General features: G+C 60.5%; 12 protein-coding genes. 8 read left to right on the top strand and 4 right to left on the bottom strand.

Going from position 1 to position 16,709, the window contains the following annotated elements; translation table 11 throughout:
- The first annotated feature begins 442 nt into the window (after positions 1-442).
- Complete coding sequence (locus Mal15_RS04950) at positions 443-2,752, top strand: redoxin domain-containing protein (RefSeq protein WP_147866748.1); 2,310 nt, start codon at positions 443-445, stop codon at positions 2,750-2,752.
- A 118-nt stretch (positions 2,753-2,870) separates the two neighbouring features.
- On the opposite strand, the gene Mal15_RS04945 is transcribed toward Mal15_RS04950, so the two are convergent.
- Complete coding sequence (locus tag Mal15_RS04945) at positions 2,871-4,685, bottom strand: phospho-sugar mutase (RefSeq protein ID WP_147866747.1); 1,815 nt, start codon at positions 4,683-4,685, stop codon at positions 2,871-2,873.
- A gap of 183 nt (positions 4,686-4,868) precedes the next feature.
- On the opposite strand from Mal15_RS04945, the gene glmM reads away from it, so the two are divergent.
- Complete coding sequence (gene glmM / locus Mal15_RS04940; protein ID WP_147866746.1) at positions 4,869-6,209, top strand: phosphoglucosamine mutase; 1,341 nt, start codon at positions 4,869-4,871, stop codon at positions 6,207-6,209.
- Positions 6,210-6,349: 140 nt separating this feature from the next.
- On the opposite strand, the gene Mal15_RS33925 is transcribed toward glmM, so the two are convergent.
- A complete protein-coding gene (locus Mal15_RS33925) occupies positions 6,350-6,760 on the bottom strand; it encodes a ComEA family DNA-binding protein (RefSeq protein ID WP_167546636.1) in 411 nt (136 codons plus the stop codon).
- 367 nt (positions 6,761-7,127) lie between these two features.
- Between Mal15_RS33925 and nadC the strand changes: the two genes are divergently transcribed.
- The 3 genes from nadC (at position 7,128) to Mal15_RS04920 (ending at position 11,237) form a co-directional block, all read left to right on the top strand.
- Positions 7,128-8,057 carry a carboxylating nicotinate-nucleotide diphosphorylase gene (gene nadC, locus Mal15_RS04930; protein ID WP_147866744.1) on the top strand — a complete coding sequence of 310 codons (930 nt, stop codon included), beginning with the start codon at positions 7,128-7,130 and terminating at the stop codon, positions 8,055-8,057.
- A 66-nt stretch (positions 8,058-8,123) separates the two neighbouring features.
- Entirely contained in the window at positions 8,124-9,584 is a 1,461-nt protein-coding gene (locus Mal15_RS04925) for an undecaprenyl-phosphate glucose phosphotransferase (protein ID WP_147866743.1), read from the top strand.
- 354 nt (positions 9,585-9,938) lie between these two features.
- Entirely contained in the window at positions 9,939-11,237 is a 1,299-nt protein-coding gene (locus Mal15_RS04920; RefSeq protein WP_167546635.1) for a tetratricopeptide repeat protein, read from the top strand.
- Positions 11,238-11,337: 100 nt separating this feature from the next.
- On the opposite strand, the gene Mal15_RS04915 is transcribed toward Mal15_RS04920, so the two are convergent.
- Positions 11,338-11,937: a PEP-CTERM sorting domain-containing protein gene (locus Mal15_RS04915; protein WP_147866741.1), complete on the bottom strand. Its 600-nt coding sequence runs from the start codon at positions 11,935-11,937 to the stop codon at positions 11,338-11,340.
- A gap of 196 nt (positions 11,938-12,133) precedes the next feature.
- A complete protein-coding gene (locus tag Mal15_RS04910) occupies positions 12,134-13,036 on the bottom strand; it encodes a hypothetical protein (protein WP_147866740.1) in 903 nt (300 codons plus the stop codon).
- A gap of 318 nt (positions 13,037-13,354) precedes the next feature.
- Between Mal15_RS04910 and Mal15_RS04905 the strand changes: the two genes are divergently transcribed.
- The 3 genes from Mal15_RS04905 to kdsA all read left to right on the top strand — a co-directional run bounded on the left by Mal15_RS04905 (position 13,355) and on the right by kdsA (position 16,698).
- A complete protein-coding gene (locus Mal15_RS04905) occupies positions 13,355-14,587 on the top strand; it encodes a glycosyltransferase family 4 protein (protein ID WP_147866739.1) in 1,233 nt (410 codons plus the stop codon).
- 272 nt (positions 14,588-14,859) lie between these two features.
- Complete coding sequence (locus Mal15_RS04900) at positions 14,860-15,465, top strand: lysophospholipid acyltransferase family protein (protein ID WP_147866738.1); 606 nt, start codon at positions 14,860-14,862, stop codon at positions 15,463-15,465.
- Positions 15,466-15,819: 354 nt separating this feature from the next.
- Positions 15,820-16,698, top strand: coding sequence for a 3-deoxy-8-phosphooctulonate synthase (kdsA, locus tag Mal15_RS04895; RefSeq protein WP_147866737.1), 879 nt, complete (start codon positions 15,820-15,822; stop codon positions 16,696-16,698).
- Positions 16,699-16,709: the final 11 nt, after the last annotated feature.

The raw sequence follows: 16,709 nt of genomic DNA, 5'->3' as shown, positions 1-16,709 counted from the left end.
GTCTGAATCGGTTCACAGTTGGGGCGAAGCCCCGAGACGATGCGGCGCATCGTATCCAAACGGACTTCATACGAGTGGTCTAATGAAATCCGAGATTCCGTATCCGGCTGCTCCCACACGAGTAGCCGCTGTGATGACACGGCCCCGCGGGATTCGCCGTCGAAAGTCTACCGAGCGACAAACAAATCCCCATGAATCAGACAAGTCGGGGGCCGGTCAAAGCCCCTTTTCAACACTGTCGGTAGCAAGGATCGCTACCGATCGGACACCCCCGGTCCAAAGGGGTTCGCGCTGCGGACAAGGCGTCTGGTGATGAAATGCGCGTGGGTAGCGCGGGAAAGCGGTAAGAATATTTGGGGGGTAAGAAAATGAATTTGGCAATCGATTGCACTACAATTCGCTTCCCACCCAATCTCCCCACCTCGATCGCTTGCACCGTCACATGTCTTTTTTTCGTGTCTTCTGCATCGTTTTGCTCGTCGGTTCGACTGCGTCACCTCTTGATGCCGCCGACTCTGCGGCAACCGATTCGGTCGCCGCCGGTCACAGCTACCACGGCGAAGCCTTCAACCAAGGCCCACGCCAAGCCGCGGTGATGATGCCGGGGATGGCGAAAATCGAGTTCCCCACGTCGACAGAGTCCGAAGCTGCCCAAGGTTTTATCGAACAAGGGATCGCTCAGCTGCACGGGTTCTGGTACCTGGAAGCCGAACGCTCGTTTCGCCAAGCCGCCAAGGAGGATCCCGATCTGGCGATCGCGTACTGGGGCATGGCGATGGCCAATGTCAACAACGACGATAGGGCCCGGGGGTTTATCGACGAGGCCAAAGAGAAATCAGCGAAAAACACGTCCAAGCGAGAGAAACTCTACATCGATGCTCTGGATCGTTTCCTGCCCAAGCAGGACCAAACAGACGATGACGACGAGCCATCAAAAGACCGGAAAGAACGCGAGAAGGAGGAAAAGACGAAACGTGGTGAACGTTACATCGCCGATCTGGAAAAGATCTTGCACGAGTCTCCCGACGACATCGAAGCCAAAGCATTCCTGGTAGTCCAGCTGTGGATGGGGGACCGCTACGGCGTCAAACTGACCAGCCGCTATGCCGTCGAAGCGTTGCTGGCGGAAATCTTTGCCGCCAATCCGGATCATCCGGCCCATCACTATCGAATCCACTTGTGGGATTCGGCACGCCCGGAAAACGCGTTGGTCTCGGCGGCCGAGTGCGGTCCGTCCAGTCCGGGGATCGCCCACATGTGGCACATGCCCGGCCACATTTACTCCAAGCTGAAACGATACTCCGATGCCGCCTGGCAACAAGAAGCCTCCGCACGCGTCGACCACTCACACATGATTCGCACACGGCTGATGCCCGACCAGATTCACAACTTCGCGCACAACAACGAATGGCTGGTCCGCAATCTGAATCACATCGGACGCGTCGACGAAGCCGTCGATCTGGCGCGAAATCTGGTCTCCTTACCGCGGCACCCCGAGTACAACTCGCTGGAAAAACGCGGCAGCTATCAATACGGCCGGCAACGTCTGGTGCAAACGTTGACCGGTTATGGATTGTGGCAACAACTGATTGATGAATTGGGCGGCCAGTACTTGCCGCCGACCGAACATCAAGAGACACGCCAAAACGAACTCGGCTGGCTGGGCGTGGCACAGTTCATGACGGGGGCCAAATCCGACGGTGCGAAATCGCTTCGCAAACTGCAACGCCAGCGAATCGAATTGCAATCGCGTCTGCTGGACGCCGCGGACAGTGAAACCGCGGACAGTGAAACCGCGGACAGTGAAACTGCGGAAGACAACGACGCACCGAAGGAGTTGAAGAAGGAACTGGAATCGTTGCGCCAAGTCATCGCCCGAGTCGCAGCAGCAGCGGCGGTCAAACGCAAGGACGTCGCGGCGCTGAACAAGCACCTCAAGGCCGCCAAACTGGACGCGACCATGGAGGCCCGGTGGTTGGGGATGGCCGGTGACCGCGCCGCCGCCATCAAAGCGGCCGAGCGGGCCGTCAAATCGGGTCCATCCGAGGTTCGCCCGCTGGCCGTTCTGGTCGACCTGTTGTGGAAAGACGGCAAACAGGACCAGGCAAAAAAGCGGTTTGAAGAACTGCGAACCGTCGCCGCCGAAGCGGACCTGAACACCCCCTTACTGGCCACGCTGGCCGACGTGGCCGAATCGGCCGGCGCCGAAGCGGATTGGCGCAAGAAGCCCGCCCCGGCAAACGACCTCGGCGCGCGGCCTCCGCTCGATGAACTGGGCCCGTTCCGCTGGCAACCGTCCATGAGTGAATCGTGGCAAGCGAAAACGCCCGAGGGTGATGTCGTCACGGACGTCGAACTTGGCAACCGCCCCAGGATCCTGATTTTCTATCTCGGCTTCGGCTGCTTGCACTGCGTCGAACAACTGCACGCGTTTTCGCCGCACGTGGATGCCTTTCGCAAGGCCGGCATCGATCTGGTCGGCATCAGCACCGAGTCGCCCGATGATTTGATGACCGGAATCAAGGCCTTTGACAAGAAACTCGACTTGCCGCTGTATTCTGATGGCGAGCAACAGGTGTTCAAAACATTTCGTTGCTGGGATGATTTCGAAGACCAACCCTTGCACGGAACCTTCTTGATCGACGGGCAAGGACACGTGCGTTGGCAAGACATCAGCTACGAACCGTTCATGGACGCCGAGTTTTTGTTGGAAGAGTCCAAACGGTTGTTGGCATTGCCCGACGAATTCTAGTGGTCGCGGAAGTCGTCAAGGGCTTGTTGATCTATCCGACACGCCAAACCGCTGACGAGTTCCGCTACGCGAGATTGAGACCCGTACGGACAGGCTGGAAGCCTCTCCCACCGATCCCTCAGCTATTGGCTTTGGCGAAGGCTCGCATGTCGGATTCGAGTGCCTCGAGTCGCTGGCCAAGTTTTTCCGCGGCGGCATCCAGGTCTTGGGACTCCTCGGCGCTCAGTTTGGTGAACACGTAGAGCTTGATTTTGGGCTCGGTGCCGCTGGGCCGGGCGGCGACGTAATTCCCTGCTTCGGCCAGATCCATGATGATCAGATTGCCGACCGGATCACCCAGCGGCGACGATTCACCGGTCGCGGTGTCCGTGGCGACACTGTTCAGGTAATCGCGGACGCGCGTCACCGGGATGCCGGCCATCGCCTCCGGCGGCGATTCACGGAACGCCTTCATCAAACGCTGCATCGCGGCCATCCCCTCGCTGCCTTCCATGAACAGATTGATCAGCTGTTCGCGGTGCAGCCCGTGTGTTCGGTAGAGCGTGGCCAGATGTTCGTGCATCGACACGCCGCGTTGTTTCAAATCGGCCGCCAATTCGCTGAGCAACATGCAGGCGACCGCGCCGTCTTTGTCGCGGCAGTACTGGCCGACCAGGTAGCCGTGCGATTCTTCGGTGCCGAACGCAAACTTGTCCGGGCCGTTGGCATCCATGGCCTGGGCGATGTACTTGAATCCGACCAACAGATCCCCGACGCATCGCACGCCATAGCTGTCACACAGGCTGCGGACCAGCTCGGTCGTCACCAGGGTCTTGATCACGTAGTGGTCGGCCGACAGCGTGCCCGCTTGTTTGCGTTTGCCCAAAATGTAGTCGGCCAACAGCGCGCCGATTTGATTTCCGTTGAACGTGCCCCAAGGGCCGGACGGATCCAACGTCAACGGTGCGGCGACGCCCAATCGGTCACAATCCGGGTCGGTGGCCAAGACCAAGTCGAAACCGCCCGCTTGGGCGTATTCGACGGGAGCATCAAAAACGGCTTTGTTCTCGGGGTTGGAAACATGCCCCGGGACATTGGGAAAATCACCGCTCTTTTCGGCATGCGGACCATACACTTCGACGTCCGAAAAACCGTCGGCGGCCAACAACGGCATCACGGCTTCGGCGCCCACCCCGTGCAGCGGCGTGTACAAAATACGGACGTCACGCGAACCTTCGAACGCTTGCTCGGAAGCAACCTTCACAAAAGCTTCGTCGATTTCTGCGGTAATGATCTCGACCTTGCCTTCGGCTTGAGCCTCTGCGAAGGGTGTGACGCGGATCTCTTCGCAGCTCATCACTCGATCGATGATGGCTTTGTCGTGCGGCGGCAGGACTTGCGCGCCGCTGGACCAATAGACTTTGACGGCGTTGTCGCTGGGCGGATTGTGGCTGGCGGTGACCATGATGCCGCAATCACAGTTCTTGTACCTGACGGCAAACGACAGTTGGGGTGTGGCGCGATAGTCGTCGATGAAATAGACCTTGAACCCGGCCGCGACCATGATTCCGGCACACAGTTCGGCGAAATGTCGCGATTGGTGCCGCGTGTCGTATGCGATCACGCACGACAGATCCTTTTGCCCCTTGTGGTAGTCGACCACATAGTCGGCAAGCCCCTGGGCGCTTTCACCGATCGTGCGGTCGTTGATGGCATTGGAACCGATCGGGTGCATGCGACCGCGGCGGCCGCCGGTTCCGAACGGGATGATGGTCCAGAACGCGTCGTCGAGTGCTTGCCACTTCTGCTGCCTAATCTCTGTGGCGACCTGATCGCGGTACTGCGCGTAACGATCTTCGGTCAGCCAACGCTGGATATTTTCAACAGCCGTTTCGCTCAGTTTTCCGTCGGAAACCGCTTGTTTCGCGGCGGCCAGGGCGTCGGTAGCGTTCATCGAGAGGGTGCCTGTGGTTCAGCGGAGAGGCGATCACGTGTTCTTGCCGATACGGTCGCCGGCGATTCTATTTATTTACCGGTGTGCATTGCAACGACCGGTTGACTCGACCGCCGGTCGAACCAGAGTCATGGGGGGCAACGGCGCCTTGTACCGAATCTTTAGCGCAATCGGAACCATTGGATGAGCAAGTTAATCATCAGTGTCAGCGGACTTCGCGGAATCGTCGGCGAAACGTTGACCCCCGTCGTCGCCGGCGGCTACGTGGCGGCATTCGCCGCACAACTGCCGGCGGGCACGATCATCGTCGGCCGCGACGGACGCAGCAGCGGCCCGATGCTGCGTGACGCGATCGTCGCCGCGCTCCGGGCCTGCGGTCGCAACGTGATTGACGCCGACGTGGCGTCCACACCCACGATCGGTGTGCTGGTCAAACACACCGGCGCCGCCGGTGCCGTCCAGATCTCCGCCAGCCACAACCCGCCGCCCTACAACGGGATCAAGCTGTTCGGCGGCGACGGCCGAGTGCTCGACGCAGACACCGGCGCTAAAATCCGTGACGCCTATTTGGCCGGAACCGCCGCCTGGTGCCCCTTCGACGAAATCGGCGACGTGAGCACCGAGTCCGATCCGCACCAAGCCCACCTAGATGCCGTCCTCAAGACCGTCGCTGTCGATGCGATTCGGGCGGCAAAGTACCGGGTCCTGATCGACAGCAATCATGGTGCCGGGGGCTTGTTGGGCGTGCGTTTGCTGACGGCACTCGGTTGCGACGTGACCGCGCTCGGTGCAACCCCCGACGGCCAATTCGAACACGTCCCCGAACCGACCGCGGAAAACTTGGCCGGTGTCGCCGAGACGGTTTCCAAATCCGGGTGCGCCGTCGGATTCTGCCAAGACCCCGACGCCGACCGGTTGGCGTTGATTGATGGCGAGGGTCGCTACATCGGCGAAGAGTACACGTTGGCATTGTGCGTTCAACGCGCCCTGACCGACGATGCGACTCGCGGCCCGATTGTCATCAACGGGGCGACCAGCGGGATGAGCGAACGGTTGGCCGAAGCAGCCGGCGTCCCGGCCTATCGCAGCGCCGTCGGTGAAGCCAACGTGGCCGACAAAATGATCGCCAACGGAGCCACCTACGGCGGCGAAGGCAACGGTGGGCCGATCGACCCGCGGGTCGGTTACGTCCGCGACAGCTTCGTCGCCATGGCCCAGGTGTTGGACCTGATGGCCTCGACCGGCAAATCGTTGGCGGAGCTTGCCGATGCGCTCCCCAAACTGGCCATCTGCAAAGACAAAGCAGCGGTATCGACCGATCGCTTACCAGAACTTTTTCAACAACTTTGCGAAAAATTCTCCGACGCCAGCGTCGACCAAAGTGACGGGCTGCGACTGGCCTGGCCCGATCGCTGGTTGTTGGTCCGCGGCAGCAACACCGAACCGATCGTGCGGATGATCGCCGAGGCGGAATCCGAATCCCAAGCCCAATCACTGTGCGACGCGGCCAAGCGGCTGATTTGATCGCCGGGCGACTCCGCGTACGATCGCCACGCTGCCTCACTGCCTCGTTCCCGGGCTCTGCCTGGGCTTGCTCACGGTGTGTGGCGGGAGCCACACCGGCAGCGCGTTCCAAGGCGGAGCCTGGGAACGAGGCAACGTTGCTACCGCTCGGCCACCAACCGATCGCCCGACGGACCGCCCGAGTCGGTCACCGGGCGGCAATGCGGCGAAATCTCTTGGATCGTTTTTGGGCCGATTCCGGGCACCCGCTGCAGATCATGAAACGAAAGAAACGGACCGTTGCGCTCGCGATCTTCCAAAATCCGTTCGGCCGTCCGCTCCCCGACTCCGGGCAACAGCATCAATTCACGCTTCTCGGCCCGGTTGAGATCGATTTGGAAGGTCGACTGGACGGCCCGGGCGGCTTCCCGATCGATCGGCCGTCCCGAGATTCCGGTCCAATACGCCAGCCCGGCGATCGTCACCATGGCAACCAATGACAGCGTGGCGGTGGCGTTTTGAATCGCCGGATGCAACAGCGATGGTAAACTCCGGTCCGTTTCCGCGTTCATCCGCCCCTGCCTGTGCACTGGAGACCGGTTTGTCACCCGCCAATCCCATTGATTCACTAATCGGCCGCGGCAGCTTGGTTTTCGGGTAGCGGAACTCGCCAAGAGTTTCGCACTGGCGCTGCAACGCCGCGCCGGGAGGCCGAAAGCCTTGGCGGCTTCCGCTACGACCCGAGCCATGAGCTGCGGCGGACTGCTAGTTGCGACCGAGACGCCCGCTTGGACGCCGACACCGAGTCGCGTTAGAGTTTCCGCCACCGATGTCATGGTTTTGCATCGCATCGGCGGCCGCAAGACGTTTGATACGATCTTGGGCCGACTTTCTTCAAATAGATATTGCTAGCGTCTTCCACCCACCCGCCCAATCATCATGCCCGACTACGTCACCGTCACCGCGGATTCATCTCTGGAGAACGATACCCGATTGCTGGTCCGTTTGGCGATCGCCGAGGACCTGAGCGATTCGGTGGACTGGACCAGTGTTTGCATGGTCGACGACGAGCGGCGTGGCGGTTGTGAAATCGTGCCGCGGGAATCGGGCGTGACGGCCGGGATGGCGGTCCTGCCCTGGATCGTGGATGAATTCCAAGCCGATCTCGAATTGGAAGTGCTCGGCGAGGACGGCCAGGCGTTGGTCCCCGGGCAAGCGATCGCGCGATTGCGTGGCAACGTCCGAGATCTGCTGACCAGCGAACGGACGATTTTGAATCTGCTGTCGCGTCTGTGCGGCGTCGCGACACAGGCGAAAACCTACGTGGACGCGATCGCCGGTGCCAAGGCATCGGTCTATGACACGCGGAAAACCACCCCCGGCTGGCGATTGCTGGAAAAGTACGCGGTGACGTGTGGCGGAGGCCGCAATCATCGTCGTGGACTGTATGACGGATTCTTGATCAAGGACAACCACTTGCAACTCGGCGGCACCGCCGGCCGGCCGATGTCGCCGCGTGTCGCGGTGGAAAAGGCGTTGCAGTGGCGGGGCGGCCAGATCCGGCGGATGACGGCGCCGCCGATCGTCGAGATCGAAGTCGACACGTTGGACCAATTGCGCGAGGTGCTGCCGGCCGGCCCCGACATCGTGTTGATCGACAACTTCTCGTTGGACGACATCCGGGCGGCCGTCCAGCTTCGCGACGAACTCAATCCGGCGGTCGAATTGGAAGTCTCCGGAACCGTCACGATTGACACGATCGCTGCGATCGCTGCGACCGGCGTGGAACGCATCAGCAGCGGCGCGTTGACGCACCAAGCGACATGGTTGGACCTGGGGCTGGATTGGTACGACGCATCGGCGACCTAGGATTCGGCGGAGACTCGGGTTGGAGTCTCATTTCTGCACGCCGCTCCTTTGACGCCCCACACCTCGATGCCTGAGAGTTCTTTCGATAAACGTTCGCCGATCGCCGGTGAACGCCACTCCCTGGATTTGTTGCAACCGACCCTGGACGCGATTTCCATCCTGGGATCGCTGTATGTGGTGAAACAGGTGGCCCGCGGCTGGATGGACGATGCGGGGATGGTCTTGGGGCTTTTGGCCGTGATCATCTTTTTGATCCTGTCCAAAATCACCGGCGTGTCACGAACGCGTGACCGCGGCAATGCCAATGACGAAATCACGGCGATCATGGTCACTTGGGTGATGACCGTGATGTCGTTGACGGTGATCGGATTCGCGACCCGTTATGGGGAGGTGTTTGCGCGCAGCTTGATGTTCATCTGGGCGGTCATTGCACCCATGATGGTCGCACTGTCCAGGATGCTGCTGCGGATCATCCAACAATCGGCCAAGCGACGCGGCTACGGAACACGCCGGGTTGCGATCGCGGGGCTGAACACACTCGGTCGGCAAACCGCCAAGAACATCGATGCCGAACCGGCGTTGGGGTTCAATCTGGTCGGCTTCTTTGACGACCGAGTCGAAGACCGCCCGACGCAGTCCGTCTCGGACATGAAAGACAACCTCGGATCCGAAGCGGCCCCGGATGACAACGCGACGTTGTCGGGTAACCTGTCGGAACTGGTCGATCAATGCCGTGGCGGTCAGATCGATACCGTGATGGTGACCTTGCCGATGCGCGCCGAGGACCGGATTCGATACCTGCTGGACCAACTGAGTGATTCGACGGTTTCGGTTTACATCGTTCCCGATTTCTTCGTGTTTGAACTGCTGCATTCACGCTGGACCAACATGGGCGGCTTGCCGGCGGTCAGTGTGTTCGAGAACCCGTTGTTCGGCGTCGACGGCGTGCTGAAGCGGATCGCCGATGTCACGATCGCCTCGGCCGCATTGCTGGTCGCCGCGATTCCGATGACGATGATCGCGATCGCCGTCAAACTGACCAGCAAAGGCCCGGTCTTCTTTCGTCAAAAACGCTACGGATTGGACGGAAAAGAAATCCTGGTGTGGAAATTCCGCTCGATGCGAACCTGCGACAACGGACCGGTCGTCAAGCAGGCGACCAAGGGCGATCCACGAATCACAAAGCTGGGGGCGATCTTACGCAAGACCAGCCTGGACGAGTTGCCGCAATTGTTCAACGTGATCGAAGGCACCATGTCGCTGGTCGGCCCACGGCCGCACGCCAGCGCCCACAACGAACAGTATCGGGGTCAGATTCGCGGTTACATGTTGCGGCACAAGGTCAAACCGGGCATCACCGGCTTGGCCCAGGTCAACGGATGCCGCGGCGAAACGGAGACGATTGAAAAGATGGAACAGCGGATCCAGTGGGATCATCAATACATCCGCCGCTGGTCGCTGTGGCTGGATTTGAAGATCCTGTTCAAAACCGTGTTGGTGGTTTGGAAACAGGAGACGGCGTATTAGTCACACACGCTGGTGTCCAGGCTTTAGCCGCACACGCTCGCTGCGAGGGACGTCGATTGTATTACTGATGGATTCAGTTGCTTTTGTTCCGTGCGTCATCCAAGATCACTCCGCTCGGTTCGCCAACGGCGATCGAGAACTTAGCCTGGGGTGAGACCGGATGAGCCCCAGCGAATCCGGGCGTAACCCCAGGCTATGGATGTGTATGCCCTTTGGGCAAGTGCAGCGGAATGAATTCCGCTGCATCGTGAAACAGCCTTCTGGGCTAACAAAGAAGATCGATGACCAGCGCGTGCAATTTTGCTACACTGAGGGTCAAACACAGGTCGATCACACCGTCACGTGAGTGTTGCCGTGGCTGAATATGTTCCCTCCCTGGCGTCGGCTATTGATTCGTTAGCACGAGGTGACGTGCCGGAGGCCGAGAGCATCTGCAACCACGTGCTGGCCGCTGATCCGAACAACGCCAAGGCGTGGCACCTGTCGGGAATCGTTCATGCACAACAGAACGAGTTGGCCGAGGCCGCCGAACGCTTTGAAAAGGCGATTGCACTTTGCGACGACGTGGCGATCTACCACTACAACCTCGGCTTGGCCTATCAAAACTTGATGGACAAAGACGGCGCGGTGAAAGCCTATCGCGCGGCGGTGGCGATTCAGCCCGACTTTCTGGAAGCCCAGAACAACCTGGGAAACTGCCTGGTCGAATTGGGCGAAACCACCGATGCGGTGAGACACTTTCGTGACTTGGGAAAGCGGTTCCCCGACGAGAGTATTGTGCACTTCAACTTGGCCAACGTGTTGCAGGACGCCGGAGAGTACAACGATTCGATCGATGAATTCCGGCGGGCGATCGACTTGGACCCGGACTTTGCCAGTGCCCGCGAGAACCTCGGTCGTGCCCTCTCCGACGTGACACGCTATGACGAGGCGTTGGTGGTTTGGAGAGCTTGGTTGGAACACGATCCCGAGAGTGCGGTCGCCAGGCACATGGTCGCCTCGATCACCGGCGAGGGTGCACCGCCGCGATGTGACGATGACTACGTCCGCGAGACCTTTGACGAGAACTTCGCCAAATCCTACGAGCATCAACTGCAGCGAATCGGCTACAACGTTCCGCAACTCGTCGCCCGGTCGATCGAGTCGCTGGGGATCGATCGCGATGACCTGATCGTCCTCGACGCCGGATGTGGAACCGGGTTGTGCGCCGACGCGTTGCGCCCACTGGCGAGACATTTGGTCGGCGTCGATTTGTCTGACGACATGCTGCAGGAGGCCAAAAAGCGAAACGCCTACGACGAGCTCTACGAACGAGAGCTGACGCAGTTCTTGATTTCCGGCGCCGGCCCGTTCGACTTGATCATCTGTGGTGACACGTTGTGCTATTTCGGACAGTTGGTCGAGGTGCTGTCGGGGTTCCACACGTGCCTCAAACCCGGCGGACACGTTCTTTTCACCGTCGAACGCTTCGAAACGGACGAAGAAAAGTCATACGAGCTGCAGCCCAATGGACGCTATCGCCACGATGAATCCTTTGTGCGACGATCCCTCGACCAGGCCGGGTTATCCGTGATCCGCATCGAAACCGGTACCCTGCGAATGGAACGCGGCCGTGCGGTCGACGGGTTGATCGTGACAGCCGGACGCGAGTGATCAGTCGCACGCAACCCCTAACCCACCCGTCGCAGAACGTCCCCAGAGCTCTCAGGCTGCTCGACATCCGTCGAAACGCCTTGCCGGCGTCAGGCCGGAATCAAATTTCGCGGCGGCGGCGGATCAGAAGGGCGCCCCCCAGAACGCACAAAGCAAATGCCGACGACGGTTCGGGGATCGCGACGGCACTTGTTTGCAGTGCCAGCGAGTAACCAAACACGCCTTCAATCGTGTTTTCCTGAATCCAAATCGTATAGTCCCCCGCCGCCAGTGGACCGGGCGTGTGGGTTCCGCCAAAGTCCTGCTCCGATGGCGTCAGGTTCAACAAGTTGACGTTCAAATCAGGCCCCCCGACAAGGGTCGCGATCAGCAACTGAGTTCCATTTCCGCTGTCCGATGTCGATCCAGCATCGAGACCGAAGAAATGTCCGTCGTCATCAAACGACAAAAAAGAAACCGAATCGAGCCGCTGCCCGGGAGCAACCGTGAAGGTGAAGATGTCCGGGTCTTCAAAAAAGTTGATGTAAGACGTCAAGCCGTTGACCGTTGTCTCCCCGAGTTCCAACGTGCCGAAGTCAGTCGGTGCGTTGGGCAGGTTGCTGAAATCATCCCCATAATCGGATTCGTTGATCACCACCTCGGCGACCAGGCTACCGGAGAAACATGCAACCAAGACACTCAAGAGGACCAAACGAGTCATGGGGAAAGCAACCGCGGGTGAGGAGTTGATGCGGACGGAGGAACCGTCGCGGACTCATAGTATAACTGCGGCGTCCTGCGGGTGGTTTCGAAAAGCCCGGCAACCGAGTTGTCGCCATCACTTCACCGCCGACAACGCGTCGATCCGATAGTTTGCACGCTCGGGCGATCATCGCTCGGACGACCGGGCAATCCCGCTAGAAACGGGGCGAGGGACGCCGCCACTGCAATGCGTCTCCCCCGCTGCTTTCCGTTTCGGCGAACGGTTCGGTCGACGGCAGCTGGGAGTCCACGGGCCGGCCAGCGGTTTGGACGTTCGAACTGTCGCCCCAGCCGGACACGTCGGCAAAGCCGCCCGCCGATCGCACAAAGGTCGAATTGGTCGGCTGGCCCATCGCCGGTTGGCTGCTGCGGAGCTGATTGCCGGGGGCGACTTGATTGGGGGCCAGTTGAGTGGGGGCTTGCGGGTAGGGGGCGGTCGAAGGGAAAGTCCCTGCTCCCGGACGATTCTGCGGCGGCACATAGCCTGGGGGATAGGGGGCATGGGTCAAATCGATCACCTGCATGCCTCCCGCACGGGGACTGGCTGCGGGATCGGTCGTCGGCAAGCCGTGATTGGTCGGTGCAAGTCGCGGATCGTTTTCGTTTGCAAAACCCGACGCACCCTGCGAAGCATCGCCCACCCATCCGGCTTGTCGCACGCCGCCGTCATACGCATTGGGCGCACTCAGGTCCGTCAGTCCGCGTGTCATTCCGGTCGACCCGAGCGAGGCGCCCGAAGGAGGCGCCGTGCTGTGCTGTGGGAAGCTGCTGGGCGGGGCATAGTTGCTGGTCGGAGCGCTATAGGTCGACGGAGCACCATAGTTGTTCGGTGATCGATAGGACCCGGTCGGCGGCGGGGGCACTCGGGTGGGTGCCCCAAAGGTCCCGATGCCCGATGCCGGCTGGATCGGAGAGAGCGTCGCGGTGCCTTGAACCGGGGCGAGCGGCGAAAGCATCGACGAGCCTCCCAGCGGCGAGACCGGCGTACTCGTGTTGCGGCAGCCGGCCATGAACAACAATGCCGCTGCGGAGAGCAGAACATGGGTCACAGCGGTCATGGGGGCTGGGGCCAAACGTTTCGAATTGGTTCGTCGCATGATCGGAAAGCCTGTGCGGAAAAGAAAATGCACCACGGCTTTAACAAAACCGCTAATTTTGCTGAAAGTCCAACCAAAGCGAAAACCTGGTTTTTCGGCTCGAATTCCGCAAAACCGCTAAAGTTCGCGCGAATCGGGGGGGCGGGGAAGCGACATCCAGACAGGCCCCGGAATCGGCCGCGCCGGCGTCATCCGTGAGGTAAACCCTTAACGGTGTTCGTCGATCGACAGGTGAACACCGCTGATTCTGCTGCCCCTTTTTTCTAGAAGACCACTGCTATGATTCCTCGTCGCTGGTGGAGACGCGTTCCGCCACGCCAACATGTCGGCCCGCTGCGGATGCAATTCGTGATCACCAGCATGCCGGTCGGCGGTGCGGAAACGTTGTTGGTCAACCTGTTGCGGCGGCTGGACCCGGCCGTCGTTCGCCCCGAAGTGGTCTGCTTGAAGCAACCCGGCCCGCTGGGGGAAGTGATCGCCGACGAGTTTCCCGTGCACAGCGATCTGATCCGGTCCAAGTGGGACGTCGGCGTGCTGTTCCGGTTGGCCCGACTGATGCGACGTCGTCAAACCGATGTCGTCGTCACCGTTGGCGCGGGCGACAAGATGTTCTGGGGGCGTCTGGCGGCGTTTCTGGCGGGCGTTCCGGTGATCGCATCGGCCTTGCACAGTACCGGATGGCCCGACGGCGTGGGCCGCTTGAACCGCATGCTGACGCCGCTGACCGATGCCTTCATCGCGGTGGCCGATTCGCACGGCGAGTTTCTGCATCAATTCGAAGGCTTTCCAGAAGCTAAGGTCCACGTGATTCGCAACGGCGTCGACTGTGAACGCTTTCGGGCCGATGAAACGAACCGCGCCGAGGTGCGGGCCGAATTGAACGTGCCATCGTCGGCACCACTGGTCGGCATCGTGGCGGCGCTGAGGAGTGAAAAGAACCACGCCTTGTTGGTCCGTGCCGCGGCACGCCTGCACGAACGTCATCCCGATTTGCACTGGTTGGTCGTCGGGGATGGGCCCGAACGTGAAGGAATCGAAAACCTTGCCCGGCAGTTGCAGGTGGCCGATCGAATCCACCTGCTGGGAACGCGTCACGACACGCCGCGTCTGCTTTCGGCGCTGGACGTCTTCACGCTCTGTTCGCTCAACGAAGCGTCACCGGTTTCGATCCTGGAAGCGTTGGCCTGTGAAGTCCCCGTGGTGGCAAGCGACGTGGGATCGGTCGGCGAAACCGTGATCGAAAACCGAACCGGCCACCTGTTCGCATCGGAGGATCTCGACGCGATGGTCCAGGCAATCGGGAAGCTGATCGATGACCAGTCCGGTCGACAGCGATTGGGGAAAGCGGGCCGTGATTTGGTGCTGCAAACCGGATCACTGCAGTCGATGGTGTCGGGGTACCAGAACCTGGCCACGTCACTTTACGACCGGGCCTGTGCCCAGGGCTCGCGTGTTCTCGCGGACAGCGCCACGTCCCACGGAACTGGACTTAATACGATCACGCAGCGCTAGCGGCCGATGGATTTCGTCCGATCGCACGTGGGATCAACCGTTTCGCGCGAGCGTACGGGCCGGCGACTTTCGATCACAAACTGAGCCGTAGGCGCTAGCCTCGGGCCTTACAAGTCGCGAAGGTCTATCCGAGGCCCGCGGCTAGCGCCGTCGGCTCATAGAGTTGGTGACATTGGGCAAGCGCCAAACGGCTGATGAACTCAATAGGCCGCCGACAAGTGTGCCCGTTGCGACCACTTATTCTCGATGCAGTCGATGATTAGACTTGGTGCATGACCCTCACTAGTCATGTAATCGTCCTTTTGGCGAAGCTGTTCAGCGGCTTCACCGTGCGCTGGGTGGATTGCCAGCCGGACACCTGTCAGCGAATTTATTTTGCCAATCACACCAGCCACTTGGACGCGGTGGTGTTGTGGTCTGCGCTGCCCAAAGAAATCCGCGCGGTCACTCGGCCGGTCGCCGCCAAGGACTATTGGAGTTCCGGTTGGGTCAAGCCACACATGGCGCGCAGCTTTAACGCGTTGTTGATCGATCGCAAACAGATCAAGGTGCACCGCAGCCCGATCGACATCATGCTGGAAGAAATGGGCGACATCTATTCGCTGATCGTGTTTCCCGAAGGCGGGCGGAGTGCCGGAGAGGAGATGGGCGAGTTCAAAAGCGGGCTGTACTACATGGGGAAAAAGCGTCCCGACTTGGAATTGGTCCCGGTCTACATCGACAACGTCAATCGGATCCTGCCGCGCGGCGAAGTGTTGCCGGTGCCGCTGTTGAGCTGCATCACGATCGGGGCGCCGATCTTTCTGGAATCCGGCGAACCCAAAAACGCCTTCTTGAAACGCGCCCGCGAAGCCGTCCAGCGACTCAAGGAAATGTGACGCGGGACATACCCTCGTTCCCAGGCTCCGCCTGGGAACGGAGATATCCTGAAACTCCGCCTCGAGTTGCATGTGCCGCGTGTGGCGGGAGCCACACACGCCGTGCGTTCCAAGGCGGAGCCTTGGAACGAGGCATGTAAACGGCCTGTGGCCGATCCGACACTCCTACCCTCGTTCCCAGGCTCCGCCTGGGAACGGAGATATCCTGAGGCTCCGCCTCGAGTTGCATGTGCCGCGTGTGGCGGGAGCCACACACGCCGTGCGTTCCAAGGCGGAGCCCTGGAACGAGGCAGGGGGCTTTCCTACGCGACACTGCGATTGCCAGAAACCGGCCGATCGCCCAAACTCAGGCGTATGAGCACTCCAGAGATTCCCCGTGGCGTTCGAACCGTCTCCGTCGGCCCCTATCAATGTGGCGACGATCAGCCGCTGATGTTGATCGCCGGTCCGTGCGTGTTGCAATCCGACGCGATTTCATCGCAGATCGCCGAGGTATTGACTCGAATCAACGAGCGTGACGATGTCAACGTTGTTTTCAAAGCCTCCTTCGACAAAGCCAACCGGACCAGCGCCGCGGCGATCCGCGGCCCCGGGATGGCGGAGGGGTTGGAGATGCTCGGGCGGATCGCGAACCAGACCGGATTGCCGGTCACGACCGACATCCATCTGCCCGATCAGGCCGCTGCGGTGGCGGAGGTCTGCGACCTGCTTCAAATCCCCGCGTTTCTGGCTCGCCAGACCGATTTAATCGTGGCTGCGGCGAAAACCGGCCGGCCGTTGAACGTCAAAAAGGGGCAATTCATGGCCCCCGAAGACATGCGTTACGTCGTTGACAAAGCCACGGCGGCGGGCAACGGAGGCGTGATGCTGTGCGAACGGGGCACCTTTTTCGGCTACGGCAGGCTGGTCAACGACATGCAATCGCTGCCGATCATGCGGTCGCTGGGGGTTCCGGTCGTGTTCGACGCCACACACAGCGTGCAGCGGCCCGGATCCGGGCAGGGATCGACCGGTGGAAACCGGGAAATGGTCGAACCATTGGCCCGCGCGGCCGTAGCAATCGGTATCGACGCGATCTTTTTCGAGACCCACCCGGAACCCGATTCCTCCCCCAGTGACGGTGCCAACATGGTGCCGCTGGGCCGATTCGAGGGCTTGGTCGATCGCCTGCTCCAGATTCGACACACGATCAATTCCGTTGGCCAATTGAATGGCACCGCCCAAGCTTCCTAGATTCTGCTTTC

Origin of the sequence: Stieleria maiorica, from assembly GCF_008035925.1 — a bacterium.
In the GTDB taxonomy this organism is placed as follows: domain Bacteria; phylum Planctomycetota; class Planctomycetia; order Pirellulales; family Pirellulaceae; genus Stieleria; species Stieleria maiorica.
This window is presented reverse-complemented; position numbering and strand designations above follow the sequence as displayed.

What these genes read in the sequence shown, in the direction of transcription:
- glmM (WP_147866746.1), top strand. Translation starts at nt 4,869, where the DNA reads ATGAGCAAGTTAATCATCAGTGTCAGCGGACTTCGCGGAATCGTCGGC.
- Mal15_RS04900 (WP_147866738.1), top strand. Translation starts at nt 14,860, where the DNA reads ATGACCCTCACTAGTCATGTAATCGTCCTTTTGGCGAAGCTGTTCAGC.
- kdsA (WP_147866737.1), top strand. Translation starts at nt 15,820, where the DNA reads ATGAGCACTCCAGAGATTCCCCGTGGCGTTCGAACCGTCTCCGTCGGC.
- Mal15_RS04925 (WP_147866743.1), top strand. Translation starts at nt 8,124, where the DNA reads ATGCCTGAGAGTTCTTTCGATAAACGTTCGCCGATCGCCGGTGAACGC.
- Mal15_RS04905 (WP_147866739.1), top strand. Translation starts at nt 13,355, where the DNA reads ATGATTCCTCGTCGCTGGTGGAGACGCGTTCCGCCACGCCAACATGTC.
- Mal15_RS04915 (WP_147866741.1), bottom strand. Translation starts at nt 11,937, where the DNA reads ATGACTCGTTTGGTCCTCTTGAGTGTCTTGGTTGCATGTTTCTCCGGT.
- Mal15_RS33925 (WP_167546636.1), bottom strand. Translation starts at nt 6,760, where the DNA reads ATGAACGCGGAAACGGACCGGAGTTTACCATCGCTGTTGCATCCGGCG.
- nadC (WP_147866744.1), top strand. Translation starts at nt 7,128, where the DNA reads ATGCCCGACTACGTCACCGTCACCGCGGATTCATCTCTGGAGAACGAT.
- Mal15_RS04945 (WP_147866747.1), bottom strand. Translation starts at nt 4,685, where the DNA reads ATGAACGCTACCGACGCCCTGGCCGCCGCGAAACAAGCGGTTTCCGAC.
- Mal15_RS04950 (WP_147866748.1), top strand. Translation starts at nt 443, where the DNA reads ATGTCTTTTTTTCGTGTCTTCTGCATCGTTTTGCTCGTCGGTTCGACT.
- Mal15_RS04910 (WP_147866740.1), bottom strand. Translation starts at nt 13,036, where the DNA reads ATGACCGCTGTGACCCATGTTCTGCTCTCCGCAGCGGCATTGTTGTTC.